The following is a 25,209-nucleotide window of genomic DNA, read 5'->3' on the forward strand; positions in this document are numbered from 1 at the left end:
ATCGCGCGGCCTGCAAGCAATGAGCGAACTGATAAAATAGGGGATTCTTCGCCCAGGCGGTCTCGCCATGTCCAGCACACCCCACTCTGCCATCGACCTCAGCTTTCGCAGCTATGCGGAAATCGGTGCGCCGAACCGGCATGATTTCGTGCAACTCGTGCTGCCCGTGCACGGCCAGCTGTTGCTGGAAATCGACGGCAGGGAGGGAAAAGTCGATACGCAGCTGGGCGTGGTGATCCCGGCGCACACTTGGCATGCCCAGCATAGCCGGGTGGCCAACCATTCCATCATCGTCGACGTGGACGCGGCCGCCGTGGCCACGGGCAGCTGGCAGCGCCTGCTGGAGCGTCCCTATACGGTGATCGGGCTGGGCGCCCGCAAGCTGATTGACTACCTGGGCGTCATGGCGCAGCAGCAGGCGCTGACGCCGGCCATCGTCACGGGCTGGACGCCGCTGCTGCTCGATACCTTGCTGCTGGGCGAGCCGCAAGCGCGTTCGCGCCTGGGTGCGTTGATTGCCCGCGTGCAAGCCGAACCGGGATTGCCGTGGTCGACGGCGTCGATGGCGCGCTTTGCCAGCCTCAGCGTCAGCCGCCTGCACGCGCTGTTCCGCGAGGAAATGGATATCAGTCCGCATGCCTGGCTGTTGCAGCAGCGCCTCGGACGCGCCTGCGACTTGCTTGCCGCCAGCGATGCCGGCCTTGCCGAAATCGCGCTGGCGGCCGGCTTTTCCGAGCAGAGCGCATTGACGCGCGCCATGCGCGACAGCATGGATGTCACGCCAGCGGTCTACCGGCGCGCATGTCGCGATAAATGGGAGAAATGGTCAACAAGGCAGTAGCTGGCGCCAAGATCGGACGCGGCAGACTTGCCACAATCTCCTTTTCAGGAGATTGACCATGCATCAAGAGAACAAGAGCTGGCTGGGCATGCTGGCCGGCATAGCCGCAGGCGCACTGTGGGGGCTGGTATTCCTGGCGCCGGCGCTGATCCCCGCCTTCCAGCCACTGGAACTGTCCGTGGGGCGCTACCTGGCGTACGGCCTGATCGCGGCCGTGCTGGTCGCGCCGTCGTGGCGGCGTCTGCTGCGCACCCTGACGTGGCGCGAATGGCGCGGGCTGATCTGGCTCAGCCTGGCAGGCAATATCGTGTATTACGTGCTGCTGGCCAGCGCCGTGCAGACGGGCGGCGTGGCCATGACGTCGATGGTGATCGGCTTGCTGCCGCTGGTCGTCACGCTGGTGGGCAGCCGCGACCGCCATGCCGTGCCCTTGCGCAAACTGATCCCTTCGCTGTTGCTGAGCGCGGGCGGGCTGGCCTGCATCAGCTGGCAGTCGCTGGCGCATCCGGGACACGCTTCCCTGCTGGGGCTGTTGTGCGCGCTGGCGGCGCTGCTGTCGTGGACGGTGTATGCGGTGGGCAACAGCCGCTGGCTGGGGCGGCTGCGCTTGGTCTCGGCGCAGGAGTGGAATTTGCTGACGGGCGTGGTCACGGGCGCTGCTGCGCTGCTGCTGGCCATTCCCGTCGCGCTTGCCGCACCGGCCCAGCATGGCGCCACGGCCTGGCTGCAGTTTGCCGGCGTCGTCACGGGTGTCGCGCTGCTGTGTTCCGTCGTCGGCAATGGCTTGTGGAACCACGCCAGCCGCGTCTTGCCATTGACCCTGATGGGGCAGATGATCGTCTTTGAATTCCTGTTTGCCTTGCTGTACGGCTACTTGTGGGAGCAGCGCTGGCCCACGCTGGCCGAGGCGGCTGCCACCCTGCTGTTGTTGGCAGGCGTGGCGGCATGCGCCGCGGCGCACCGGCCGCAGCGTGCAGCCAATGCGGCGACGGCTTGATCGGCAGGGGCAGGGGTTTTCAGTCGCGTTCCGGCACCGGCACGTTGAAGCCGTTCAAGGTGGTCGAGACCAGCGCGTACAGGCCCACCAGGTAGATCAGCTCGTTGGTGCCGTGCTGGCCAAAGGTGGTCAGCGCCAGCCGGTACAGCGGCTCCGGCAAGGTGCCGCCACCGCTGAGCGCGTAGGCCAGGTCGTAGGCGATGCTTTCGTGTTTGTCCAGGTCGACAGGCTTGACGTCGGCCACCAGCGTGGCCAGGCGCTCGGCCGGCATGCCTTCGCGCTCCGCGACGGCGATGTGGGCGTAGATTTCATAGGCGGCGTTGTAGCGCGCGCCGACCACCAGGATGGCAATCTGGCGCACGTTGTCGGGCAAGGTGGCGTTGGCTGTCATGGCCAGGGTCAGGTCCCAGATGGCCTTGCCGATGGCCGGTTCGTGCAGCCACGGATTCCATGGCCCCATCAGGGCGCCGTCTTCGCGCACGGCGATGAAATCGTTGAAATTGCTGCTGATGCCTTTGCGCATATCGTCATACAGCGGCTTCTGTTCTTGTGTCAGGTCTTGCGGAGCGATCAGGGGCAGGCGCATGCAAACTCCTTGCTGGGTGGCGGGTGGCGGGCGGCGGGACGCCGCAGCCAGCAGCCAGTATAGCCAGCATGGACGCTATTTGCGCGGCTCGTGTATCCGGAATTTCCGCACGATGCCTGCCTGGTCGAACATGACGGCCACCTCGCGCGTGCCTTTTTCTCCCAGCAGGGGGATCAGGCGCGTCATCTTGGGTGCTTGCAGCTGGTTCTTGTAGACCCAGACCTCATAGCCGGGATCGAAGCTGACGACGGTGGCGTTGCCCAGGGCCGCGTCGAGGTCGAGGCGGGTGGTCTTGCCCACCTTGATGTTTTGATAGATGGCGCCATTGTCCGGCGCGCGGTTGACCTTGTATTCACTGGCGGTGCACATGGCCACGGCCAGGCCCGCGAGGCAGGAAGCTGCCAGTTTTATCAATGTGTTCATACGGACTCCCAGTGTGCATCACTGCTTCCAATCTCAGAGGGGACGGGCGTGATGTCAGGACAGGAGTGTGCTTGCGTGGCCCCGAATGTGCTACAAGATTATACAAAGGCGCACAAGACGATGCCTTTGGTGCCGGCAGGCGGTACTTTTATCGGCTCTGCAATACGTCGGTCGACAGCGCCAGGGTTTCCTTGATTTCTTCCATCACCACATAGCTTTTCGATTGCGCGGCGCCGGGCAGCTGCAGCAGCATGTCGCCCAGCAGCTTGCGGTACTCGGCCATCTCATGGATGCGCGCCTTGATCAGGTAATCGAAGTCGCCCGATACCAGGTGGCATTCCTGCACTTCGGGAATTTGCAGCACTTCGCGGCGGAATTGCTCGAAGGCGGACGCGGATTTTTGATTCAGCGTAATCTCCACAAAGACGAGCAGTTTGGCGCCCAGCGCGGCCGGGTTCACCTTGGCGTGGTAGCCCGTGATGACGCCGTCGCGCTCCATGCGCTTGACCCGCTCGATGCAGGGAGTGATGGACAGTCCCACCTGTTCGCCCAGGTCTTTCATCGAGATGCGGCCATCCTGTTGCAGGATGCGCAGGATGTGGCGATCCAGCTTGTCGAGGCCACGTGCCGATTCTTTAAGGATTCTCATGATTTATTGCTGAATATCTCGATTTATACGTGAACAAATACTGGCTCTTTCCCAATATGATAGCGGTTAATCTGGCGTCAGCCTAAAAAAATATAATGAGGAAACTATGCGTATTGTGATTCTGGGTAGCGGCGTCATCGGCGTCACCAGTGCTTACTATCTGGCCAAGGCAGGACATGAGGTGACCGTCATCGACCGCCAGCCGGGCCCGGCACTGGAAACCAGCTTCGCGAATGCGGGGCAAATCTCGCCCGGCTACGCTTCGCCATGGGCTGCGCCCGGCATTCCCCTGAAAGCCGTGAAGTGGATGATGCAGCGCCACGCGCCTCTGGCCATCTCGCTCGACGGCAGCGCCGCCCAGCTCAAATGGATGTGGCAGATGTTGCGTAATTGCACACCGGAAGCGTATGCCGTGAACAAGGAACGCATGGTGCGCCTGGCCGAATACAGCCGCGACTGCTTCAAGGTGCTGCGCGCCGAGGCGGGCATCACGTATGAAGGCCGCCAGCAAGGCACGATGCAATTGTTCCGCACGGAAAAGCAATACAACGATGCCGCCAAGGATATCGAAGTATTGAAAGACGCGGGCGTACCGTATGAAGTGTTGCAGCGCGACGAGCTGTCGCGCGCCGAGCCGGCCCTCGAAGCGGTCAAGGATAAGCTGTTCGGCGGCTTGCGCCTGCCCAACGATGAAACGGGCGATTGCCAGCTGTTTACCACCCGCCTGTCCGAGATGGCCGAGGCGCTGGGCGTGAAGTTCCGCTACGGCGTGTCCATCGATGCCTTGCTGACCCAGGGCGACGAAATTGCCGCCGTGCAATGCGGCGCGGAAATCGTCAAGGCTGATTCCTATGTCGTGGCGCTCGGTTCCTATTCGACGGGCTTCATGAAGCCGCTGCTCGACATTCCAGTGTATCCGCTGAAGGGATACTCGATCACCGTGCCTATCGTCAACGCGGCCAAGGCGCCCGTGTCGACCATCCTCGATGAAACTTATAAAATTGCCGTGACGCGTTTTGACGACCGCATCCGCGTGGGCGGCATGGCGGAAATCGCCGGCTACAACCTGAACCTGAACCCGCGCCGCCGCGAAACCCTGGAAATGGTCGTCAACGACCTGTTCCCCGGCGGCGGCAACACGGCCGAAGCGACTTTCTGGACGGGTTTGCGCCCGATGACGCCGGACGGCACGCCGATCGTCGGCCGTACGCCGCTGCGCAACCTGTTCCTCAACACGGGCCACGGCACCCTGGGCTGGACCATGTCCTGCGGCTCGGCGCAATTGCTGGCCGACCTGATGTCGTCGAAACAGCCGGCGATTCTGGCCGACGACCTGTCCGTCAGCCGCTACAGCGGCGCGCAGGGCCAGGGCAAACTGCAACACGCGGTGGCTTGAGATGGGGGCCAGCATGCCTCCCAAGGAACGTAGCGGCGCCATCCTGACGGTGGACCTGGACGCCGTGCGCGCCAACTACTGCTTGCTGCGTGACAAGGCGCATCCGGCTGCCTGTTCGGCCGTCGTCAAATCCGACGCATATGGCCTGGGCGCCGCGCAAGTGGGCGCTGCCCTGTATGAAGAGGGGTGCCGCCATTTCTTCGTCGCCCACCTGGAAGAGGGCATCAGCCTGCGCCCGCACGTGGCGCCCGACGCGGCCATCTTCGTGCTGCACGGCCCGCCCGTCGGCACGGAAGGCGAGTTCACGGCCCACGACCTGATACCCGTGCTCAACAGCGAGCCGCAGGTGGCGGGCTGGCGCCTGCACGCCAAGGCGCTGGGCACCACCCTGGACGCCATCGTGCAGGTCGACACGGGCATGTCGCGCATGGGCTTGTCGCCGCAGGAAATCGACGCCTGGCTGCTGGACCCGCACTTTCTCGACGGCATCAAGGTGCGCTACCTGATGAGCCACCTGGCCTGCGCCGACGAGCGCAGCAACCCCATGAATGGCGAGCAGCTGGCCCGTTTCATCGCCATCCGCGCCCGCCTGCCGCAATACCGCGCCAGCCTGGCCAATTCCTCGGGCACTTTCCTGTCTCCCGACTACCACTTTGACCTGGTGCGCCCGGGCGCTGCCCTGTACGGCATCGGGCCGCAGGGCGGCGAGCCGAATCCCCTGCGCTCCGTGGTGCGCCTGCAAGGCAAGGTCATGCAGACGCGCACGATTGCTGCCGGTGACCATGTGGGCTACAGCCGCCGCTACACGGCCAGCGAGCCGCGCCAGGTGGCGACGGTGTCCGTCGGCTACGCCGATGGCTGGCTGCGCAGCATGAGCAACCAGGGCCTGGCCATCGTCGACGGCGTGAAAGTGCCGCAGATCGGCGCCATCTCGATGGATTCCATCACCCTCGACGTGAGCGCCATCGCCGGCGACCGCGTCGTGCCAGGCAGTCTGGTCGACCTGATCTGCGCCGACCACCCGGTCGACGCCGTGGCGGCCATGGCCAATACCATCGGCTATGAGGTGCTGACGAACCTGGGCGGACGCTATTACCGCGAGTATCAGGGTCTTGCCCAAGCCGCACGCTAAACAGCGCAAATCCGATGATTGTGTGGCAAGATAGCCCTGGTGTGAGCTTCACTCCAGGGCTTTCTTTTAACCGTTATCGGGGATTTATATGAGCCAATATCAAGTCGCAATCATCGTCGGCAGCCTGCGCAAGGATTCCTTCAACCGCAAGCTGGCCGACGCCATCATCAAGCTGGCGCCGCCCGAGTTTTCCTTCAAGCATATCGAGATTGGCGATTTGCCGCTGTACAACCAGGATGACGATGGCGCGCAGTCCGAGCAGGTGCTGCGTCTCAAATCCGACATTTCTGCATCGCAAGCCTTGCTGTTTCTCACCCCCGAATACAACCGCTCGATTCCCGGCGTGCTGAAAAACGCCCTCGACCACGGCTCGCGCCCGTATGGCCAGAGCGTGTGGGGCGGCAAGCCGGGCGCCGTGCTCGGCGTTTCCGTCGGCGCCACGGGCACGGCCCTGGCGCAGCAGCATTTGCGCAATATCCTGGCTTACCTGGACGTGCCGCTGCTGGGACAGCCTGAAATGTTTATCCAGGCCAAGGAAGGCCTGTTTGACGAGCATGGCGGCATCGGCCCGGCCAGCCTCGGTTTCTTCCAGGGCTGGATGCAGCGTTACACGGACTGGGTCCGCAAGCACGCCATCCACGCTTGAGGCAAATCAAGGCGGCAGCGCTCTGCGTTGCCGCTTGTACACATTCTTTGACCATTGATGCCAAGATTTCAATATTGGCATGGGTGTCTCGGTATAATGCGCTCTTTCTTTAGCGCAATACTTTTTCTTGTCGACCCCATGCGGACTAAACCTGTTCTGCGCATGAATTTGCGCCGCTTGATCGTGCTCGTGGCCTTTGCCAGCGCCCTGGTGTCCCTGGTCAATACGTTTTATGCCAGCTACAGCGTGCAGCGCCAGCTGTTGATCGACACCACGCTGGAAGCGAACCACGCGTATGCCAGCAAGCTGGCCAGCACGGCCGAGGACTTCCTGCAGTCGGCGCGCCAGCAGCTGGCCTACAGCGCCGGCAGCCTGGCCTCGCGCCTGGGCGACGAGCAATGGCTGACGGATGAGGCGCAGCGCCTGCGCCTGCAAACGAACAGCTTCAATTCCGTGCTCATCGTCGATGCCTGGGGCAAGGTGCTGGGCGTGTCGCCGGAAACGCTGGCCCTGAAAAACCGCACGCTCGATTCCGTCGGCGCCATCCAGGCGCTGCGCGAGCGGCGCCCGCTGGTGACGCAGCCGTACGTGTCGTCGGCCGGCAACCTGGTGGTCTTCATTTCGCATCCCATCCTGGGCAAGGATGGCCGCTACCTAGGCTACGTGGGCGGCAGCATTTACCTGAAACAGAAAAACATCCTGTACACCATGCTGGGCCAGCATTACTACCGCGACGGCTCCTACCTGTACGTGGTCGATCAGAACCGGCGCCTGTTGTACCACCCGGACCCCGAGCGCCTGGGCGACGTGGCCGGCAGCAATCACGTCATCGACGCCATCATCGCGCAGCAGGGGGGCGGCAACCGGCGCATGCACAACAGCCTGGGCGTGGACATGCTGGCCGGCTACGCCATCATGCCATCGACGGGCTGGGGCATCGTGGCGCAGCGCCCGACGGCCATGACCCTGGCCCCGCTGAACCAGCTGATGGCCAATACGGTATGGCATTCGCTGCCGATCGCCTTGCTGAGCCTGCCATTCATCTGGTGGCTGGCCAGCCTGATTTCGCGGCCCCTGGTACAACTGGCCGAGGGCGCGCGGCGCATGGATGCGCCAGGCACGGCCGAGCATATCGCCGCCATCCGCTCGTGGTATGTGGAGGCGGCGCAGATCAAGAAAGCCCTGCTGAAGGGCTTGGCATTGTTGCAGAACAAGATCGGCAAGCTGAAGACCGACGTGCAGACGGACCCGCTGACGGGCCTGTCGAACCGGCGCGGCATGGCGGCGGCGCTGGATGCGTGGCAGGCACAGGCGCGGCCGTTTTCCGTCATCGCCATCGACATCGACCATTTCAAGCAAGTCAACGACCGCTGGGGCCATGCCGTGGGCGATGAAGTCATCCTGCGCCTGGCCCAGCTGATGCGCGCCTGTTCGCGCGATGCCGACGTGCTGTGCCGCAATGGCGGCGATGAATTCATCATGCTGCTGCCCGATGCCGACCTGGACGTGGCCATGCAGGTGGCCGAGCGCTTGCGCGCCAAGGTGGCCGCCGCCGTGATTCCCGGTGCGGGCTTTGTCACGGTATCGCTGGGCGTCGTGTCGTCGGAACAGGAAGCGGGCAACACGGACGCCGTGCTGCGCGCCGCCGATGCGGCCCTGTACGTGGCCAAGGAAAACGGACGCAATTGCGTGGGCATCACGGAGCCTGCCTGATAAACTGATCCGTTGTTTTCTGTCGCATCTGAGCCTGTCCGGGGTGCCCGCCAGCGCTTACCATGTGGCACTGAAACGCATAACGAGGATAACAGGCATGGCAGGATTGGATATTGATGACGTTTGAGCAATCACCGGGCATCCGCTGCGAAGTCGATGGACAGCGGCACCCGCTGGCCTATCTGGGCTGCCGCGGACTCAACTATGGCCAGCACAGTGTGCTGCCGCTGCACCCGTTTCGCCTGAGCGTGCCGGAAACGGCGCTGGCGGGCCTGCTCGACGAGCCGTTCAACAGTTTTATCCAGACTTGCCGCGAGGATGACCTGCAGGACGAGGAAAGCGACTTGCCCGAACTGATGCAGGCCGGCTATCCCGACATCACGGCCATGCTGGCGGACCACCGGCCGCTGCTGGCCGACATGCTGTACGACTTCATGATCAGCGATTTGATGGACGCGATCGGGCGAGCCAGCGGCTACCGGAGCCAGGTTCCACGCTACTGGGGCGACGTGGAGGCGGCGGACAACCGCGCGTATTTCATCGTCAATAAAGTGGAGACAGTTTCCTTTGCCGACGGCCAGGTCATATTCGAAGGGCAGGGCTACTACGGCGTCTACGTCATCTGGCTGACGCACGGCTGCCGGCGCAAATAGGGGCTTGACCTTCCTCATGTGGGAAGGTTTATAGTTGTGTCATGAACCGTGCCTTTTCCCGCTTTCTCGCCCGCTCGCTGCTCTGGCTGCTGGCCGTCACGCTGCCCTTGCAGGGCTTTGCGTCGGCCATGCGCAGCTGCTGCGTGGACGAGCTGGCGGTGACGGTCACCGTGGTGGCAGCGCAGGCACCCCAGTGCCACGATATGGGCGACATGGCCGATATGCAGATGGCGGACCAGCCGATGAAAATGGCCATGGACGATGCCGGCGCCACGCATCACGGCCACGATTGCAGCAACCATGGCGCGTGTACCGTGGGCGCCACGGCGCCGCCCGGCATACCCGCCTTGCACGCCTTGACCCTGCGCGCGCCGCCTCCGGCGCTGGCGCCCGATTCCCTGTTCGCCGGGCATATCCCGCCTGGTCCCGAACGTCCCCCAAGAAGCACGCGCTCCGCCTGACCGCCCGTTGAACCTGGCGGTGCCCCCGTCGCACGTCCCCGCACGTTGCCGCGGCCGCGCCAGCGTTCCAGTCGCGCGCCCGCCGCGCCATACCCTGTTATTCAAGGAATACCATGAAATATCTGTTCAGCCTCGCGCTGGCTGTACTGCCGCTGGCCGCCGCAGCGCAGTCCCCGTCCGCCCCGCAAGAGGCGCAAGCATCCGTGCCGGCCACCACTTACCGTTCCGCCTTTGCCGGCTACCGTCCTGCCGCCGAGGAAGATGCCACGCCCGACCAGACCTGGCGCGCCGTCAACGACAAGGTTGGCAAGGCCGGCGGCCACATGGGCATGATGAAGATGGACGGCCACAAGATGCCGATGCAGCATGGCATGCCCAAGCCGGATGCGCAGCCGGCCGCCCAGCCCACCCCGCAACACCAGCAACATCAGCATGAAGGACACTGACATGGCCCGCTTCACAACATCAACTTGCCTGACGCCGCTGGCGCTGGCGGCCGCCTTGCTGCTCAGCGGCTGCGCCAGCTTCAGCCCCGATGGTGGCATGCAGGCGGTGTCCGCGCTGGCCGACGCCCGCACGGGCGCTCCCGCAGCGTTGGCCGACAAGGGCGGCGAGGAAAAACTGGCTGCCTTGCTGGCCCAGCCGCTGGACGCCGACAGCGCCGTGCGCATCGCCCTGATGAACAACCACGGCATGAAGGTGGCGCTGGCCGAACTGGGCGCGTCCGAAGCGGATTTGGTACAGGCGGGGCGCTTGCGCAATCCTGGCCTGTCATTCGGCCGCTCGCATGGCAGCCATGGCAATGAAATCGACCGGGGCGTCAGTTTCGACCTGGCCGGCTTGCTGACCATGCCGATGCGCGTCAATATCGAGCGGGGCCGTTTCGAGCAAGCCAAGCTGCAAGCCGCCAGCAGCGCCGTGCAGCTGGCGTCGGACACGCGCCGCGCCTATTTCAATGCCGTGGCCGCCGTGCAGACGGAAGCTTTCATGCAGCGCGCGCTGCTGTCGGCCGAGGCGGGCGCCGAACTGGCCACGCGCTTGCAACAGGCGGGCAACTGGAGCCGTCTCGACCAGGCGCGCCAGCAAGTGTTTTACGCGGACGCCGTCGGCGACCTGGCCCGTGCGCGCCACCAGGCCACTGCCACGCGCGAGCACCTGACGCGCCTGCTTGGCCTGTGGGGCAAGCAGACCAGCTTTACTTTGCCGTCGAGCTTGCCCGATTTGCCGGCCCAGGCGGCTGAGGCAGGCAATATCGAGGCGCAGGCGATGGAACAGCGGCTCGACGTGCAAAAAGCGAAACTCGACGCGCACGCCACGGCCAGCGCGCTGGGCTTGTCGAAGGTGACGGGTTTCATCAACGTGCTCGACGTGGGCTATAGCAACAAGAGCAGCAGCGAGGCGCCGCGCGAAAATGGCTATGAAGTGTCGCTGGAATTGCCCCTGTTCGACTGGGGTTCGGCGCGCAACGCCAAGGCGCAAGCGATGTACGAGCAGTCGCTGCAGCGCACGGCGGGCACGGCCGTGCGAGCCCGCTCGGAGGTGCGCGAGGCGTATTCGAGCTACCGCACAGCCTACGACCTGGCGCGCCACTACCGCGATGAAGTCGTGCCGCTGCGCAAGATGATCTCGCATGAAGTATTGCTGCGCTACAACGGCATGCTGGCCAGCGTGTTCGAACTGCTGGCCGATGCGCGCGAGCAAGTTGCCAGCGTGAACAGCGCCATCGAGACCCAGCGCGATTTCTGGATCGCCCAAACAACATTGCAGTCGGCCATCAATGGCAGCGGCCCAGCCGAGAAGGAATAATGATGATTACACGTAGAAACTTTTTCATGAATGCGGGCGCTGTGGCCCTGAGTGCGGCAGCCGTGAGTCGCGTGGGGGCGGCCTCGTTGCCGGAAGCCGCCAGCATGGCCGGTGCGGAGACGAAAGCGCCGCCACCGCCGCCGAACGGCCGTCCCTACAACCCCGTCGTCACCCTGAATGGCTGGTCCTTGCCCTGGCGCATGAACAACAACGTCAAGGAATTTCATCTGGTGGCCGAGCCCGTCGTGCGCGAACTGGCACCCGGCATGATGGCCAATCTGTGGGGCTACAACGGCCAGTCTCCGGGCCCGACCATCGAAGTGGTGGAGGGCGACCGCGTGCGCATCTTCGTCACGAACAAATTGCCGGAACACACGAGCGTGCACTGGCATGGCCAGCGCTTGCCCAACGGCATGGATGGCGTCACGGGCCTGACCCAGCCGGGCATTCCTCCCGGCAAGACTTTCGTCTATGAATTCGTCGCCAAGCGGCCCGGCACCTTCATGTATCACCCGCATGCGGATGAAATGACGCAAATGGCCATGGGCATGATGGGTTTCTGGGTGACGCACCCGAAAGACCCGAACTTCATGAAGGTGGACCGCGATTTCGTCTTCTTGCTGAGCAACTATGACATCGATCCCGGCAGCTACACGCCGAAGATCATGACCATGACGGATTTCAATCTGTTCACCTTCAACAGCCGCGTCTTCCCCGGCATCGACCCCATGGTCGTGCGCCAGGGCGACAAGGTGCGCGTGCGCGTGGGCAATCTGACGATGACGAACCACCCGATCCACATGCATGGCCATGAATTCGAGGTGACGGGCACGGATGGCGGCTGGACGCGCCCCGAATCGCGCTGGCCCGAAGTGACGACGGACGTGGCCGTGGGCCAGATGCGCGCCGTGGAATTCACGGCCACGGACCTGGGCGACTGGGCCTTCCACTGCCACAAGTCGCACCATACGATGAATGCCATGGGACATGACGTGCCGACCATGATCGGCGTCGACCACCAGGGCGTGGCGGCGAAGATCAACCAGCTCGTGCCCGGCTATATGGTGATGGGCGAGCGGGGCATGGCCGACATGGGCGACATGCAGATGCCGATTCCCGACAATACCTTGCCGATGATGGCCGGCGACGGCCCCTTCGGCGCCATCGGCATGGGTGGCATGTTTACCACGGTCAAGGTGCGCAAGGAGCAGAAGCCGGGCGACTACCGCGATCCGGGCTGGTACAAGCACCCGGCCGGCAGCGTGGCCTACGAATGGACGGGCGCCTTGCCGGAACCCGTGCGCGGCCAGGGTGCGGGCAAGCAAGTGGTGAAAGGTGGCGTCGAGATGACGGTGCGTAAACCTGGGGCTCACACGGGCCACTAATACACGCTGTCAAGCATGCTCCCGAACGGCTTGCCTAGCATGGCAAGCCGTTTTGCATGTTGCCATAAATCAAGGAATTGTTATTTGGTGACAATCCGAGCATTTTTTTCCGTGATTTTTCTTTATATTCAAGCCAGTACGCTCCAGTTACATCGAGTATCGGCCAGTCTTATGGGAGAAATCATGTTGAACCGGATGAAGGTGGGAACGCGCTTGCTGGCGGCTTTTTTTTGCGTGGCGCTGATGGGGGCCATCGTGGCCGGCATCGGCATCTTCAACATGGGCAAGATCGATACCATGGCGGGGCAGATGTACAACCACGAATTGCTGGGCTTGTCATACATCAAGGAAGCCAATATCGCCCTGATCAAGGTGGGCCGCGCGCGCAGCAATTTCCTGCTGGCCACGACCGCCGAAGAGCGCGCCACGCGCCAGGCCGACATCGCCAAATTCCTCGAGTTGAATAAAAGCTACCTGGCCAAGGCGGAACCGCTGTTCGTCACGTCAGCGGCCAAGGAACTGTTTGCCCGCTTCGCCGCCGTCGAAGCGGAGTACATTGCCACCATGCAGCAGGCGCTGACCCTGGCGGCGGCCGAACCGCTGGCCCAGCGCAGCGCGCAACTGGTCGAATTACTCAACAAGACGCGCCAGCATGCCGACGAACTCGATGGCGTGCTCGACAAATTGTCGCTGCAGAAGGAAGAGCGCGCCAAGGCGGCTTCCGAGCAGGCCTCGGGCGTGTACCAGGCCAGCCGCAGTTTCATGATCGCGCTGGTGCTGGGCAGCATGGCGGCCGGCCTGGCGCTGGGGGCGCTGATCACGCGCGGACTGACGCGCCAGCTCGGTGGCGAACCGTCGTATGCCGTCAGGATCGCCGGCGCCATCGCCGAGGGCGACCTCACCGTCGATATCCGCACGGCCAGCCACGACAGCGCCAGCTTGCTGTTTGCCATGAAAAGCATGCGTGACAAACTGGTGGGCATCGTCAGCCAGGTGCGTTCGGGCACGGACACCATCAACACGGCCTCGGGCGAAATCGCCCAGGGCAACCTCGACTTGTCGTCCCGCACGGAAGAGCAGGCCAGTTCGCTGGAAGAAACGGCGTCGTCGATGGAGCAGCTGACGTCGGCCGTGCGGCAGAATGCAGACAATGCGCGCCAGGCCAATGCGCTGGCCGGCGCCGCGTCCGACGTGGCCGGCAAGGGCGGCGCCGTGGTGGGGCAGGTGGTGCAGACGATGGAATCGATCAATGCCTCGTCGCGCAAGATCGTCGACATCATCAGCGTCATCGACAGCATCGCCTTCCAGACGAATATCCTCGCCTTGAACGCGGCCGTGGAAGCGGCCAGGGCGGGCGAGGAGGGGCGCGGTTTTGCCGTCGTGGCCTCCGAAGTGCGCAACCTGGCGCAACGCTCGGCCAGTGCCGCCAAGGAAATCAAGACCCTGATCGGCGACTCCGTCGAACAGGTGGAAATCGGTTCCAAGCTCGTGCATGACGCGGGCAAGACGATGGATGAAGTGGTCGCCAGCGTGCGCCAGGTGGCCGACATCATGCAGGAAATCACGGCTGCCAGCGCCGAGCAAAGCGCCGGCATCGAGCAAGTTAACCAGGCCGTGCTGCAGATGGACCAGGTGACGCAGCAAAACGCGGCCTTGGTGGAAGAGGCGGCCGCGGCGGCCGAATCGCTGCAGGACCAGGCGCAGACCCTGACGGAACTGGTGGGCGTGTTCCGCCTGCATGCCCAGGCGCAACAGATGGTCGTGCCGGCGTCCAGCAATGTCACGCCGCTGCGCCGGCCGGTGCCGGCCGCCAGACAGGGCGTGCGGCGCCTGGCCTGAAACGGGGCAGGCTCGGGCGCAATCGGCGCGGCGGTGGTAGGCTGTCGCTATTGCGCGTTTGCCACTTCCGGGTCTTTCATGTTATTTCCCCGCTTGCTTTGCTTATCCCTGCTGCTGTCCCTGGCGCCCCTGGCGCAAGCACAGCAGGGCGATCCCGTACTGCCTTACCGTCCTTCCGTGGCAAGCCCGGCCCAGTTGCCCGTGCCGGGCCAGCTGGAATTCGAGGCGGGCGGCCTGCTGTCGAAAACGGATGACACGCGCCGCGCCAGTCTGCCGTACACGTTCAAACTGGCGTTTACGCCCGAATGGGGCGTGTTGCTTGAAGGCGAGGGTTTTGTGCGCGCACGCGACGACACGGGCCGGCGCGACACGGGCGTGGGCGATACGACGGTCGTGCTCAAGCGCGCCTTTTTGCTCGACAGCGCCACCGCGCTGGGACTGGAACTGGGCTGGAAGTTGCCCACGGCCAAGGACAGCATCGGCAGCGGCAAGAGCGACGTGTCGCTGAACGGCATTTTCAGCCGCGACCTGGGCGCCGTGCACATGGACGCCAACCTGAACGCCACGCGCCTGGGGGCATCCGACCCGGTGACGGGCCGGCTGCAAACGGGCTGGGCGACCTCCTTTTCCACGCCCGTCAGCGACCGCTGGGGCGCCACGGCGGAGGTGTCGGGCACGCGCCTGCGCGGCGCGCCGGCCACGGCGCAATTGCTGCTGGCCGCCAGCTACAGCCCCACGCCGCGGCTGACCATCGATATCGGCATGGCGCGCGGCTTGACGGCGGCGTCGCCGGACTGGTCGCTGTTCAGCGGCCTGGTCGTGCCTTTGGGCAAGCTGTGGTGAGATTGCGACGGCCATCCTTATGTGTCCTTGCGAACAAACAGTTGGTTGCACAAGGTCTACAATGACGGCATAACTGATAAAAGGAGTGTCCCCATGAAAACCCTGATTCTTGCCGCCGTCTTGCTGTCGGCCGCTACCGCTGCCGTCGCCCAGGTTGGCGTCTCTGTTACCGTCGGCCAGCCAGGCTTTTACGGACGCATCGACATAGGCGACTATCCCGCGCCGCAATTGATTTATGCCCAGCCTGTCATCGTGCAGCGCCCGCAATATTATTCGGCCCGTCCCATCTATTTGCGCGTGCCGCCCGGCCATGCGAAAAACTGGTCCAAGCACTGCCGCAAGTATAATGCCTGTAACCAAGAGGTATATTTCGTCCAGGATAGTTGGTATAACAACCAATATGTGCCCCGTTACCGCCAGCAGCATGGCGACCATGCCCGTCCCGATTACGGTGACCGCGGCCGTCATGACAACAAGCATGACAAGCACTTTGACAAGCATGATGACAAGCGCGACAAGCATGACAACAAGCCGGGCAAGGGTCATGGCAATGGCCACGGCAACGGCAACGGGCACAGGGACTAAAAATTTAAGCAGGAGGATCTTTGCACAGTAAAATCGTTATCGTAGGGGGAGGAGCAGGCGGCCTGGAGCTGGCTTGCAAACTCAGCCGCAAGCTCGGCGCCGGCCAGGTCACCCTGGTCGACAGTCGCCTGTACCATATCTGGAAGCCGTCGCTGCATGAAGTGGCGGCCGGCACCCTGGATATTCATCAAGAGGGCCTGTCGTACCAGATGCTGGCGCATGACAATGGTTTTACCTATGTCTATGGTCCCCTGATCGCACTCGACGCCGCGTCGAACAGCCTCACCGTGGGCGCCATCGCCACGGACAAGGATGAGCAACTCTTGCCGCAGCGCACCGTCAGCTACGACCAGCTGGTGCTGGCCGTGGGCAGCACCTCGAATTACTTCGGCGTGCCCGGCGCCAAGGAAAACACGATTTCCCTGAATGCCACGGAAGACGCCGAACGTTTCCGTCTGACCTTGCTGAAACTGCTGGCCATGGCCGAGCAGCGCCAGGGCGACGCGGGCCATCCCGGTGTCGACATCGTCATCATCGGCGGCGGCGCCACGGGCGTGGAACTGGCGGCCGAATTGCGCGAAGCGAGCGGCGTGTATGCCGCGTATGGTTTCCAGAATCTCAACGCTATCAAGGATGTGCGCATCACCCTGCTCGAAGGGGCGCCGCGCATCCTGGCGCCGTTGCCCGAGCGCGTGTCGATTGCCGCCTCGAAATTGCTGCACCAGCATGGCATCAGCGTGGTGACCGATACGCGCGTCACCACGATCGAAGCCGACAAGGTGACGGTGGCCAGCGGCACCAGCTATGCGGCCGACATCTGCGTGTGGGCTGCCGGCATCCGCGCGCCGGAATTCCTGGCCACTTTGGGCTTGCCGACCAACCGCGCCGGCCAGCTGGAAGTGACGGGCATGCTCAATGTGCAGGGCCATGCGAATATCTTCGCGCTCGGCGATTGCGCCGCCTGCACGGGTCCCGACGGCAAGCTGGTGCCACCGCGCGCCCAGGCCGCCCACCAGCAAGCCGATTACCTGCTGAAAACATTCCTGCTGCAAGCCAAGGGCAAGCCGCCGCAAACGAAACCGTACGAATACCTGGACTACGGTTCGCTCGTGTCGTTCGGCCGCACCACTTCGGTGGGCACCCTGATGGGGTCGCTGAAGGGCCTGAGCTGGTTCGTCGAAGGCTTTGTCGCGCGCATGATGTATGTCAGCCTGCACCTGATGCACCACAATGCCGTGCTGGGCAGCGTGCGCACGGCTGTCATGGCCATGGGCCGTTTCCTGATCAAGCGCAGCACGCCGCAGGTCAAGCTGCACTAAGCCGTTGCTATTCCATCAAAAAGGGGCCGCGAGGCCCCTTTTCATTTGCTGCGCGTGACGGGTGTCGCTTCGCAGCGGCCCCGCGTCATGGGGAAATCGATGGTGGTGAGCTTGCCCTTCAAGGTGCCCGTAATGCTGGCATGCAAGATGCGCTCGCTGTCGTGGCGGTAAATGATGCGGCTGGGGAAGTCATTGTCCAGGTTGGCGAAGATGAATTCATTCGGCTTGTCCTGGCGCAACAGGTTGAAGATTACGGGCGGCTGGCCCGACGGCTGCACGATGTAGGCCAGCTGGCCCGGCTCGGTGAGGCGGATCTGCACGAATTCAAAGGCTGTCGTCTTGCCGCCCTTGACGGTGCGGCTGGTGCCGAGGAGGGTGCCGCCGGCAGCCGTGCTCCATTGTTCGCCGGAGCCGGGCTCGGCGCCGTCGACGTTCCAGCAGCCGGCCAGCCAGGCCAGCTTGTCCACGGTTTCCGGCGGCGGCACGGTCTTGTCGGCGGCCTGGACGCTGCCCAGGGTCAGCAGTGCAGCCAGCAGGGTGGGGATCAGTCGTTGCATGCGGTCTCCTTTCGTCGAATCGTGCTGCGGTTCGGGGTGCCCCGGCAGTGTTCTGGCCCGATGCAGCCTGGCAAGGACTATTCTTTCGGGCTAATACGCGGCAGGACGACGGTCAGGGCCGTGCCGCCTTGCGGATTGGCCGTCAGGCTCAGGCTGCCGCCCAGGTAGTGCACGCGCTCGCGCACGGAGCGCAGGCCGTGCTTGCTCATCTCGACGGGCTCGTTGGCTGGCAAGCCGCTGCCGTTATCCTTGACCGTCATCATCAGCGCCTCTTCATTGTCGTCGATGATGATGTCCACCTCTGTGGCGTGGGCGTGCGCGGCGATGTTGCCGAGCGCTTCTTCCAGGGTGCGCAGCAGGGCCACGCCCACGTTGCGCGGGCAAATCAGTTCATCTTCGGGCAGGCTGCAGCGCACGGTGATCTTGTGCTGTTCGGCAAATTGCGCGGCCAGCTCGCCCAGCGCCACATTCACGCCGAGAAACTCAAGCTTGTCGTTCCACAGCTTCATCTGCATCTGGCGGTTGGTTTCAATCACATTCAGCAGCAGTTGCTTCATGGTCGCCGCGCGGTCGAGCAGAGCCGCTTCCTGCGGCATCTTTTGCGTCAGCAGCGACAGGTGCATGGTCAGCGCCGTCAGCGAGGAGCCGAGGCTGTCGTGCAGCTGGCGCGACAGGGCGCGCCGTTCATTGTCCCAGCTGGTGTTGACATGGCCGAGCAACTCGCTGAGATCGGCGGCGCGTTCCGCATCGGCCTGGGCCGCTTCCTTGTTCGGATCTGTTTGTGCGGACATAGCGCCCCGTGAATGGTGAAAGGTGAGGACCAAATTCAAGTTGTGGATCATACATGAGGATTTCATCGCGGGGCGCATGGATGGAAAATTTCTGTCTTTTCGGCAATTTTAATCTCCTTCCATCATTTTTATATGATAGACAATATTATCGTTTGCGCCAGCAGGCATCGTTCCTGTCGTTACGTACGGCTGCGCACATACCGGGGCGCCCTACGCTGCCATAGTGGGGCTGTGCCTCCCCCATGCAGCACTGGCCCGCTTACCGAAACGAAAGGACATGCCATGAATATCGATACCATCGTCGACAAGGAATACCTCGACAAAAGCTTCCGCGACATCGTCAATGCGCCCATCAGCGCCCTGCGCGGCGTCAGCGCAAAAGACGCCAAGGCCTTGCAGCAAGCGTTTGGCGTGACCACCGTGCGCGAATTGTCCAACCTCAATTTCGTCAAATGGGCCAGCGCGCTGGCCATCCTGGCTGATGAAGAAGGCATGAGCGGCGAAGAGCGGGCCAAGGAAGAATTGCTCGACGACGCCGTGGAAATGACGTTCCCCGCCAGCGACCCGATCTCCGTCGATGCCGGCATCACGCGCATCGAAGTGCCGCCGGAAACCGTCAATGCGCAAACGGACCACCAGCATGCGGGCCAGCATGAAGTGACGGCTGGCAAGAAATAAAGTGTCTCTGCAATAAAAAAACCGGCTGGCCGCGAGGCTCGCCGGTTTTTTTACGTGCCGCGCGACGTCAACGTCAGGCGATCGACGGAATGCTGCTTTTCTGCATGTTGACCTGCGACGCGATCACTTCATGCGGCGTGCAGCAAAAGCGGTTCTTGCCGGCACGCTTGGCTTCATACAGGGCCGTGTCGGCCGCGCCCAGCAGGGATTCGACGGTGCTGGCGTCGTCCGGGTAGATGGCGATGCCGATGCTGGTCGACAGGCGCAGGGTCAGGTCGTTGATGAAATACGGTTCGGAAATGACTTCAATCAGCTTGGCGGCCGGTTCGCGCGCGTCGCCCTTGCCGGCCAGGTTGCCCAGCACGATGACGAATTCATCGCCGCCGATGCGCGCCACCGTGTCTTCCTTGCGCGAGGCGCCCACCAGGCGGGCCGCCACCATTTTCAGGATCTCATCGCCATAGCCGTGGCCGTAACTGTCGTTGATGGCCTTGAATCCATCCAGGTCGAGATACAGGATGGCCGACTTGCCGCGGCTGCGGGCCGATTGCTGCAGGGTATGCTCGATGCGGTCTTCCAGCAGGCGCCGGTTCGGCAAGCCCGTCAGCGGATCGTGCAGCGCCAGTTCCTGCTGCTGCTTGCTGTATTGCGCCAGTTCCTTGTACAGCAGGCGCACTTCCAGCATGTTGTGGATGCGCTTGTGCACTTCCATCAGGTCGAAGGGCTTGCTGATGAAGTCGCGCGCGCCCGCTTCCAAGGCGGCGATCTTGAAACTCGGTTGCGCCGTCAGGGCCAGCACGGGCAGGTAGCCGCCATGTTCGATTTCTTTCAAGCCTTTCATGACCTGGAAACCATTGAGTTCCGGCATTTGCAGATCCAGCAAGATCAAGTCGTAGCAATGCTCCTGATGCAAGGGGCAGACCTGTGCCGGACGCATGGTGGCCGTGACATTGGTGTAGCCGGCATCGCGCAGGATTTCCAGCATCAGGTCGACATTGTCGGGTGAATCGTCAACGACCAAAATTTTGGCTTTCAAAATCTCATCTTGGCTGGGCATGTAGGGTCTCGGTTATACGGTCTATGCAACACTGGCTTCTACCGCGGCCAAGGGCTGGCAGTGCGGCTGACGGTGGTCGGAATGATAGTAGCGCCTTGCAACAAGATAGGGCGCACAACAGCGCATGAACTCGCTTCTGCCATTCTCTCCGGCCAGGGTCGCCATTTCCAGCCTGCCGTGCAGGTGTGCTTCTGCATTTCAGTGTAGCAAACTTCAGCTTAGTTGCTTGTAGGACAGTGCCGCGTCTGAAAGTAGGAAGGCCAACCCATGGAAATAGACATTTTGTACTGCACTATGTATTTCTTTGCATCATCTTTTTAGGGCAGTGGTTTGCGCTCCGGTCCAGGGCGCGCAGCGGCCAGTTGCGCCACGGCCGCCACCAGTTCGGCCGGGTCGAGCGGCTTCGAGACCCAGGCCTGGAAGCCGCTGTCCAGCGCCCGCTGGCGATCCTGCGGTTGTGCAAACGCCGTCAGCGCCAGCGCGGGCAGGCGGGCCACATCAGGGGCGGCGTGTGCGCGCACCTGCGCCAGCAAGTCGAAGCCGTCGGCATCGGGCATGCCGATGTCGCTGACCAGCACATCCGGCTGCACCTGATCCAGCAGTTGCAGCGCTTGCGCCACGCTGCCGGCGCCGTGCACTTCGGCGTTGTTGTCGCGCAGGATGCGTTCCGTCAGTTCGCGCGCATCGGCTTCGTCATCGACCAGCAGCACCGTGACGCCGCGCAAGTCATGGCTGGCGGACGGGGCGGTGCCTGCCTGGCGCGCGGCGGCCGGCGTCCCCAGGGGCAGGCGCACGGTAAAGCTGGCGCCCTGCATGTCGCCGGCGCTGCTGACCGTGACCGTGCCGCCATGCTGTTCCACCAGGTGCTTGACGATCGCCAGTCCCAGCCCCAGGCCGCCATGCCGGCGCGTGGTGGAGGCGTCGGCCTGGCGGAAGCGGTCGAACACGTGGGGCAGGAAATCCTTCCGGATGCCGACGCCGTTGTCGGCTACCGTGATGGCCAGGCGGGTCGCCTCGCGGCGCACGCCGATATCGACCCGTCCCCCTTGTGGCGTGAACTTCAGGGCATTCGACAGCAGGTTCCAGATCACTTGCTGGATACGGCTGGGGTCGCCCGTGATGCGGCCCGCATCGCTGGCGATGTTGCAGTGGATGGCGATGTGCTTGGCGTCGGCCGCCGGGCGCAGGGTTTCGATGGCCGAGGCGATGACGCTGGCGGGCGCGAGGGTTTGCAGGTCGAGCAGCACCTTGTCGGAGGTGATGCGGCTCATGTCGAGCAAGTCCTCGATCAGCTGCGCCTGCGCGCGCGCATTGCGTTCGATGCTTTGCAGGCCGCGGTGCAGGTCGGCCTGGTCGCGCGTGCCGCGCCGCAGCACCTGCGCCCAGCCGAGGATGGCCGACAGCGGCGTGCGCAGTTCATGCGACAGGGTGGCAAGAAAATCGTCTTTCAGCTGGTTCGTGCGCTCGGCTTCGGCGCGCGCCTCGCGTTCGCTGTCGAGCAGTACCTTGCGCTCTTCGGCGGCGCGCGTGGCGGCCGCGTACAGGCGCGTATTGTCGAGCGCGACGGCGGCCTGGGCCGCGATGGCCGAAACGATGCGCTCGCTGCGCGCGCTGAACATGCCTGCTTGCGGATGGCCGAGCAGCAAGCGCCCCAGCGGCAAGCCGGCGCGCGAATTGACGGGCAGACTCAGGCAGCTGCGCAGCTGCGGCCCGTCGGCACCTCCGTCTGGCGCCGCCAGCAGGTCATTCTGGCGCGTGGCCGGGCCGAGGCGCAGCTCGGCGGCGATGGCGTCGGCTTGTTGCAGACTGATGCCGCTCACGGCGCGCGCCGCCGGCAGCGCGTCCGCATCGGGCACGGCCGCATCGTCATGGTAGAAGAAGGCGCCGAAACGCGCGCCGCTGATGCGCGTGGCCGCATCGACGGTTTCCTGCAGCAGCGCCGGCAAGTCCAGGGTGCCGGCCAGGGCCGCGCCCGTATTGTTGAGCAACTCGAGCACGCGCGTTTCATCACGCAAGGCTTCCTGCGCGCGCTTGACCTGGTCGACGTCGGTGCTCGTGCCAAACCAGCGCAGCAGCTGGCCGCCCCGGTCGCGCACGGGATTGGCGCGCGTCAGGAACCAGCGGTACTGGCCGTCGGCGCCGCGGATGGGGAACTCCATTTCAAAGGGCGTGCCATCACGCAAGGCAGCCTTCCACGCTTGCAGCATGGGTGGCAAATGCTGCGCGTCATAGGCGATGCTCCAGCCATCGCCCGCCATCTGCCCGGCGCTGGTGCCCGTGTAGTCGTGCCAGCGCTGGTTGTACCAGGCGATGGTGCCGTCGAAGCTGGCGATCCAGGCCAGTTGCGGGATGGAGTTGGCCAGCGCGCGCAAGTCTTCCTCGCTGTGGCGCAAGCTTTCCTCGGCCGCCTTGCGCTGGCTGATGTCCTGGATGTACGTGGTCAAGCCGTCGCTGGAAGGGAAAATGCGCACTTCCAGCCAGCGCCCCAGCGGCGGATACAGCAGTTCGAAACTGCAGCTGTGCTGCTGCGCCATGGCGCGCCGGTACTGCGTTTCCAGTTCCGTGCCCTGCAAATCGGGACAGGCTTGCCACAGATTGTTGCCTGCCAGGCTGGCGCCAGGCGGACGCTGCGGTACAAGCATGTCGGCGCCGCGCGTATTGATATAGCGGATGGTCCAGTCGCGGTCGAGCAGGCAGAAACCATCGGTGATGCTTTCCAGTAAGTTGGCCAGGCGCTCGTCGGAGAGGCTCAGCGGCGCTGATGGAGGCAGCAGATCTTGCGTGCGGTCAGGCTTGGCCATCGGAAATCCTGCAACAGTGAGTCTGCCGCACGGACTCTTGCCCCACCGGGCCGCCGCCGCTCAGCTCAGTTAAATGGGTCATGTTGGTCAATGCCCGCCGTGATGAATGAGGGGAGGCACAAGCGCCCCTGTCTGGCTGGTATTGTAGCCCCAAGCGGCGCAGCGCCTCCGCACGCTTGCGCGCCACTTGCAGATAGCACTGGACAGGCTGGAAAGCAGTCCCTATAATCCCGCTTCTTTCGAGACAGCAACTTCTCGATTCGCTGGAGGCTCCTGTGAAAGCAGAAGTGTCCATCGATAAAAAGGCGTGAGCTTTTTAGCAGTGAAAAGGTAGTCGATCATGCGGGGCGGTATTCTGCAAAATCAGCTAAGCGATTGAAAAATCGAACTTTTCAAAGCGAAATGAATACGCTATAATGTTTGCCTGCGCGGCTGTAGCTCAGCTGGATAGAGTACTTGGCTACGAACCAAGGGGTCGTGGGTTCAATTCCTGCCAGCCGCACCAGAATACTGAAAATCAGACTTTGCCTGGTTTTGTCGTACCAAGTTTCACCTCCATGTTGTTGATGGAATGTTGTAGAAGTTTTGCGGCTGTAGCTCAGCTGGATAGAGTACTTGGCTACGAACCAAGGGGTCGTGGGTTCAATTCCTGCCAGCCGCACCAGTATTGCCAAGATGGAGTTCGCTTCGTTTTGATGAAAGTTTCAAGCTTCGCGCCGTCCGGCGAAGTGTGTCAGAGTTTGCGGCTGTAGCTCAGCTGGATAGAGTACTTGGCTACGAACCAAGGGGTCGTGGGTTCAATTCCTGCCAGCCGCACCAGTATCAGCAGTAGTGAAAAAACCCGGAAAGTTCGCTTTCCGGGTTTTTTTTCGTCATCACGGCGGGAAGGCAGGGCCCATGTTGGCAGCCTGGGCAATTGTGAAATATCCGCACGGCGCCCTTTGCCATTCTGCAAAGCCCTGCTATAATCTTGTCTTAGGCGGCTGTAGCTCAGCTGGATAGAGTACTTGGCTACGAACCAAGGGGTCGTGGGTTCAATTCCTGCCAGCCGCACCAGAATATTGGGGGTCAGATTGTAAAATCTGATCCCCTTTTTCGTTTCCGAATGGATTTACGCTGCGCCTGTGGCGCCGCGCCGGTATTGCAGGCGAAACGCGCGCGGCGTGACATGCCTGGCGGCGCGGAACTGGCGGTTGAAATGCGCGAGATTGCGGTAGCCCGCCTCTTGCGCGATGACGGCGATGGCCAGATTGCTCTCGATCAGCTGTTGGCAGGCGCGGCCGATGCGCAGCCGCGCCAGGTACTCGCCCGGCGTGCAATGCGCGTGGCGCTTGAAGCAGCGGTGAAACGCGCCCAGCGACAGCGCCGCCCGCTGCGCCAGGGTTTCCAGTGCGATCTCTTCCCGGAAATGCGCGTGCATGTAGTCAAACACGATAGCCATGCGTTTTTGCTGCCCATCGGCATGCATCGGCGCCTGCGCTTCCGACGCCAGCGGCTGCGCACTGCCATCGCCCGCCAGGTCCAGCAGCACGTCGACCAGCAGCGGCAGGCGCTGCGGCACGGGCAGTTCATTGAGTTGCAGCAACCTGGCCGCGCTGCGCGCGCTCGTTGCCGGCGAAAAATGCAGGGCAGGGCCGGCGCGGCGCGCCAGTTGCCGCACGCTGTGCAATTCCGGAAAACAGGCCGCCAGCTGCTCCACCCATTCCAGCGAAAACCACACGACGACGGCCAGCATGGGCTGCGTGCTGTCGATGCGCTCGCTGGCCGACCACGTGTGCGGCAAATTCGGTCCCAGCAGCACCAGGTCGCCCGGTTCGAAGTCGCCCAGATGGTCGCCGATATAGCGTTGCCCCCGCGCATTGACCGTCAGGGTCAGCTCGAATTGCGGGTGGTAGTGCCAGAGGAAGGGAATCGCATCGAGTTCGCGCCACAACAAGCCCCAGGAGTGGCCCGTCGGAATCGTGACTTGTTCGAATAAAGGCGTCATCGTGACGTTTTGAGGTGGCGGATAGTCAGAATAGTATCAGTTTTGGTTGCTGCGCACGCATTTT

At 63.3% G+C, this 25,209-nt stretch carries 24 protein-coding genes and 4 tRNA genes; 20 read left to right on the plus strand and 8 right to left on the minus strand.

All coding sequences use genetic code 11. From position 1 onward, the window contains the following. Positions 1 to 67 precede the first annotated feature (67 nt). Both SJI03_RS14985 and SJI03_RS14990 read left to right on the plus strand, forming a co-directional pair. Entirely contained in the window at positions 68 to 841 is a 774-nt protein-coding gene (locus SJI03_RS14985) for an AraC family transcriptional regulator (protein ID WP_322427708.1), read from the plus strand. A 58-nt stretch (positions 842 to 899) separates the two neighbouring features. Further along, positions 900 to 1,838 carry a DMT family transporter gene (locus SJI03_RS14990; RefSeq protein WP_322427709.1) on the plus strand — a complete coding sequence of 313 codons (939 nt, stop codon included), beginning with the start codon at positions 900 to 902 and terminating at the stop codon, positions 1,836 to 1,838. 19 nt (positions 1,839 to 1,857) lie between these two features. On the opposite strand, the gene SJI03_RS14995 is transcribed toward SJI03_RS14990, so the two are convergent. The 3 genes from SJI03_RS14995 to SJI03_RS15005 form a co-directional block, all read right to left on the minus strand. Continuing rightward, positions 1,858 to 2,424: a carboxymuconolactone decarboxylase family protein gene (locus SJI03_RS14995; RefSeq protein ID WP_322427710.1), complete on the minus strand. Its 567-nt coding sequence runs from the start codon at positions 2,422 to 2,424 to the stop codon at positions 1,858 to 1,860. A 75-nt stretch (positions 2,425 to 2,499) separates the two neighbouring features. After that, positions 2,500 to 2,847: a hypothetical protein gene (locus SJI03_RS15000; protein WP_099378671.1), complete on the minus strand. Its 348-nt coding sequence runs from the start codon at positions 2,845 to 2,847 to the stop codon at positions 2,500 to 2,502. Positions 2,848 to 2,995: 148 nt separating this feature from the next. Next, positions 2,996 to 3,496 (minus strand): Lrp/AsnC ligand binding domain-containing protein, encoded by a 501-nt coding sequence (locus SJI03_RS15005; protein ID WP_034754979.1) that lies wholly within the window; start codon positions 3,494 to 3,496, stop codon positions 2,996 to 2,998. 106 nt (positions 3,497 to 3,602) lie between these two features. Here SJI03_RS15005 and SJI03_RS15010 point away from each other — a divergent pair, with 106 nt between their 5' ends. From SJI03_RS15010 to SJI03_RS15070, 13 genes are all read left to right on the plus strand, one after another. After that, on the plus strand, positions 3,603 to 4,892 hold the full coding sequence (locus tag SJI03_RS15010) for a D-amino acid dehydrogenase (RefSeq protein WP_322427711.1): 1,290 nt from the start codon (positions 3,603 to 3,605) through the stop codon (positions 4,890 to 4,892). 13 nt (positions 4,893 to 4,905) lie between these two features. After that, complete coding sequence (gene alr / locus SJI03_RS15015; RefSeq protein ID WP_322427712.1) at positions 4,906 to 6,024, plus strand: alanine racemase; 1,119 nt, start codon at positions 4,906 to 4,908, stop codon at positions 6,022 to 6,024. Positions 6,025 to 6,112: 88 nt separating this feature from the next. After that, positions 6,113 to 6,670 (plus strand): NADPH-dependent FMN reductase, encoded by a 558-nt coding sequence (locus tag SJI03_RS15020; RefSeq protein ID WP_099378674.1) that lies wholly within the window; start codon positions 6,113 to 6,115, stop codon positions 6,668 to 6,670. Positions 6,671 to 6,832: 162 nt separating this feature from the next. Then, a complete protein-coding gene (locus SJI03_RS15025) occupies positions 6,833 to 8,383 on the plus strand; it encodes a sensor domain-containing diguanylate cyclase (protein ID WP_322427713.1) in 1,551 nt (516 codons plus the stop codon). A 116-nt stretch (positions 8,384 to 8,499) separates the two neighbouring features. After that, positions 8,500 to 9,036 carry a hypothetical protein gene (locus tag SJI03_RS15030; protein ID WP_322427714.1) on the plus strand — a complete coding sequence of 179 codons (537 nt, stop codon included), beginning with the start codon at positions 8,500 to 8,502 and terminating at the stop codon, positions 9,034 to 9,036. 41 nt (positions 9,037 to 9,077) lie between these two features. Further along, on the plus strand, positions 9,078 to 9,497 hold the full coding sequence (locus SJI03_RS15035; RefSeq protein ID WP_322427715.1) for a hypothetical protein: 420 nt from the start codon (positions 9,078 to 9,080) through the stop codon (positions 9,495 to 9,497). A gap of 113 nt (positions 9,498 to 9,610) precedes the next feature. Beyond that, positions 9,611 to 9,943, plus strand: coding sequence for a hypothetical protein (locus tag SJI03_RS15040; RefSeq protein ID WP_322427716.1), 333 nt, complete (start codon positions 9,611 to 9,613; stop codon positions 9,941 to 9,943). Position 9,944: 1 nt separating this feature from the next. Next, a complete protein-coding gene (locus SJI03_RS15045; protein WP_322427717.1) occupies positions 9,945 to 11,303 on the plus strand; it encodes a TolC family protein in 1,359 nt (452 codons plus the stop codon). Between the two features lie 2 nt (positions 11,304 to 11,305). Next, complete coding sequence (locus SJI03_RS15050; RefSeq protein WP_322427718.1) at positions 11,306 to 12,688, plus strand: copper oxidase; 1,383 nt, start codon at positions 11,306 to 11,308, stop codon at positions 12,686 to 12,688. A gap of 183 nt (positions 12,689 to 12,871) precedes the next feature. Beyond that, complete coding sequence (locus SJI03_RS15055; RefSeq protein WP_322427719.1) at positions 12,872 to 14,527, plus strand: methyl-accepting chemotaxis protein; 1,656 nt, start codon at positions 12,872 to 12,874, stop codon at positions 14,525 to 14,527. 78 nt (positions 14,528 to 14,605) lie between these two features. Next, a complete protein-coding gene (locus tag SJI03_RS15060) occupies positions 14,606 to 15,370 on the plus strand; it encodes a transporter (RefSeq protein WP_322427720.1) in 765 nt (254 codons plus the stop codon). Between the two features lie 93 nt (positions 15,371 to 15,463). After that, on the plus strand, positions 15,464 to 15,955 hold the full coding sequence (locus SJI03_RS15065; protein WP_322427721.1) for a hypothetical protein: 492 nt from the start codon (positions 15,464 to 15,466) through the stop codon (positions 15,953 to 15,955). Positions 15,956 to 15,975: 20 nt separating this feature from the next. Beyond that, the gene (locus SJI03_RS15070; RefSeq protein WP_035820065.1) at positions 15,976 to 17,274 is read left to right on the plus strand and encodes an NAD(P)/FAD-dependent oxidoreductase; all 1,299 of its coding nucleotides are present in this window, start codon (positions 15,976 to 15,978) and stop codon (positions 17,272 to 17,274) included. 41 nt (positions 17,275 to 17,315) lie between these two features. Here the strand turns inward: SJI03_RS15070 and SJI03_RS15075 are convergent, their stop codons facing one another. Together SJI03_RS15075 and SJI03_RS15080 are read right to left on the minus strand one after the other, a co-directional pair. Next, on the minus strand, positions 17,316 to 17,831 hold the full coding sequence (locus SJI03_RS15075) for a DUF6265 family protein (protein ID WP_322427722.1): 516 nt from the start codon (positions 17,829 to 17,831) through the stop codon (positions 17,316 to 17,318). Between the two features lie 77 nt (positions 17,832 to 17,908). Then, positions 17,909 to 18,622: a sensor histidine kinase gene (locus SJI03_RS15080; protein ID WP_099378683.1), complete on the minus strand. Its 714-nt coding sequence runs from the start codon at positions 18,620 to 18,622 to the stop codon at positions 17,909 to 17,911. Between the two features lie 282 nt (positions 18,623 to 18,904). On the opposite strand from SJI03_RS15080, the gene SJI03_RS15085 reads away from it, so the two are divergent. Beyond that, complete coding sequence (locus tag SJI03_RS15085; protein WP_099378684.1) at positions 18,905 to 19,300, plus strand: hypothetical protein; 396 nt, start codon at positions 18,905 to 18,907, stop codon at positions 19,298 to 19,300. 73 nt (positions 19,301 to 19,373) lie between these two features. Here the strand turns inward: SJI03_RS15085 and SJI03_RS15090 are convergent, their stop codons facing one another. Then, positions 19,374 to 20,357 (minus strand): diguanylate cyclase domain-containing protein, encoded by a 984-nt coding sequence (locus tag SJI03_RS15090; RefSeq protein ID WP_099378685.1) that lies wholly within the window; start codon positions 20,355 to 20,357, stop codon positions 19,374 to 19,376. Positions 20,358 to 20,674: 317 nt separating this feature from the next. Beyond that, a complete protein-coding gene (locus tag SJI03_RS15095; protein WP_322427723.1) occupies positions 20,675 to 23,158 on the minus strand; it encodes an ATP-binding protein in 2,484 nt (827 codons plus the stop codon). A gap of 428 nt (positions 23,159 to 23,586) precedes the next feature. Here SJI03_RS15095 and SJI03_RS15100 point away from each other — a divergent pair. The 4 genes from SJI03_RS15100 (at position 23,587) to SJI03_RS15115 (ending at position 24,214) form a co-directional block, all read left to right on the plus strand. Then, positions 23,587 to 23,663, plus strand: a tRNA-Arg gene (locus tag SJI03_RS15100). Between the two features lie 82 nt (positions 23,664 to 23,745). After that, positions 23,746 to 23,822: transfer RNA gene (locus SJI03_RS15105), tRNA-Arg, on the plus strand. A 78-nt stretch (positions 23,823 to 23,900) separates the two neighbouring features. After that, a tRNA-Arg gene (locus SJI03_RS15110) sits at positions 23,901 to 23,977 on the plus strand. Between the two features lie 160 nt (positions 23,978 to 24,137). Then, a tRNA-Arg gene (locus SJI03_RS15115) sits at positions 24,138 to 24,214 on the plus strand. A gap of 55 nt (positions 24,215 to 24,269) precedes the next feature. Here SJI03_RS15115 and SJI03_RS15120 read toward each other — a convergent pair. Then, positions 24,270 to 25,145 (minus strand): AraC family transcriptional regulator, encoded by an 876-nt coding sequence (locus SJI03_RS15120; protein WP_322427724.1) that lies wholly within the window; start codon positions 25,143 to 25,145, stop codon positions 24,270 to 24,272. Positions 25,146 to 25,209 lie beyond the last annotated feature (64 nt).

Source organism: Janthinobacterium sp. GMG1 (assembly GCF_034427795.1).
In the GTDB taxonomy this organism is placed as follows: Bacteria; Pseudomonadota; Gammaproteobacteria; order Burkholderiales; family Burkholderiaceae_D; genus Janthinobacterium.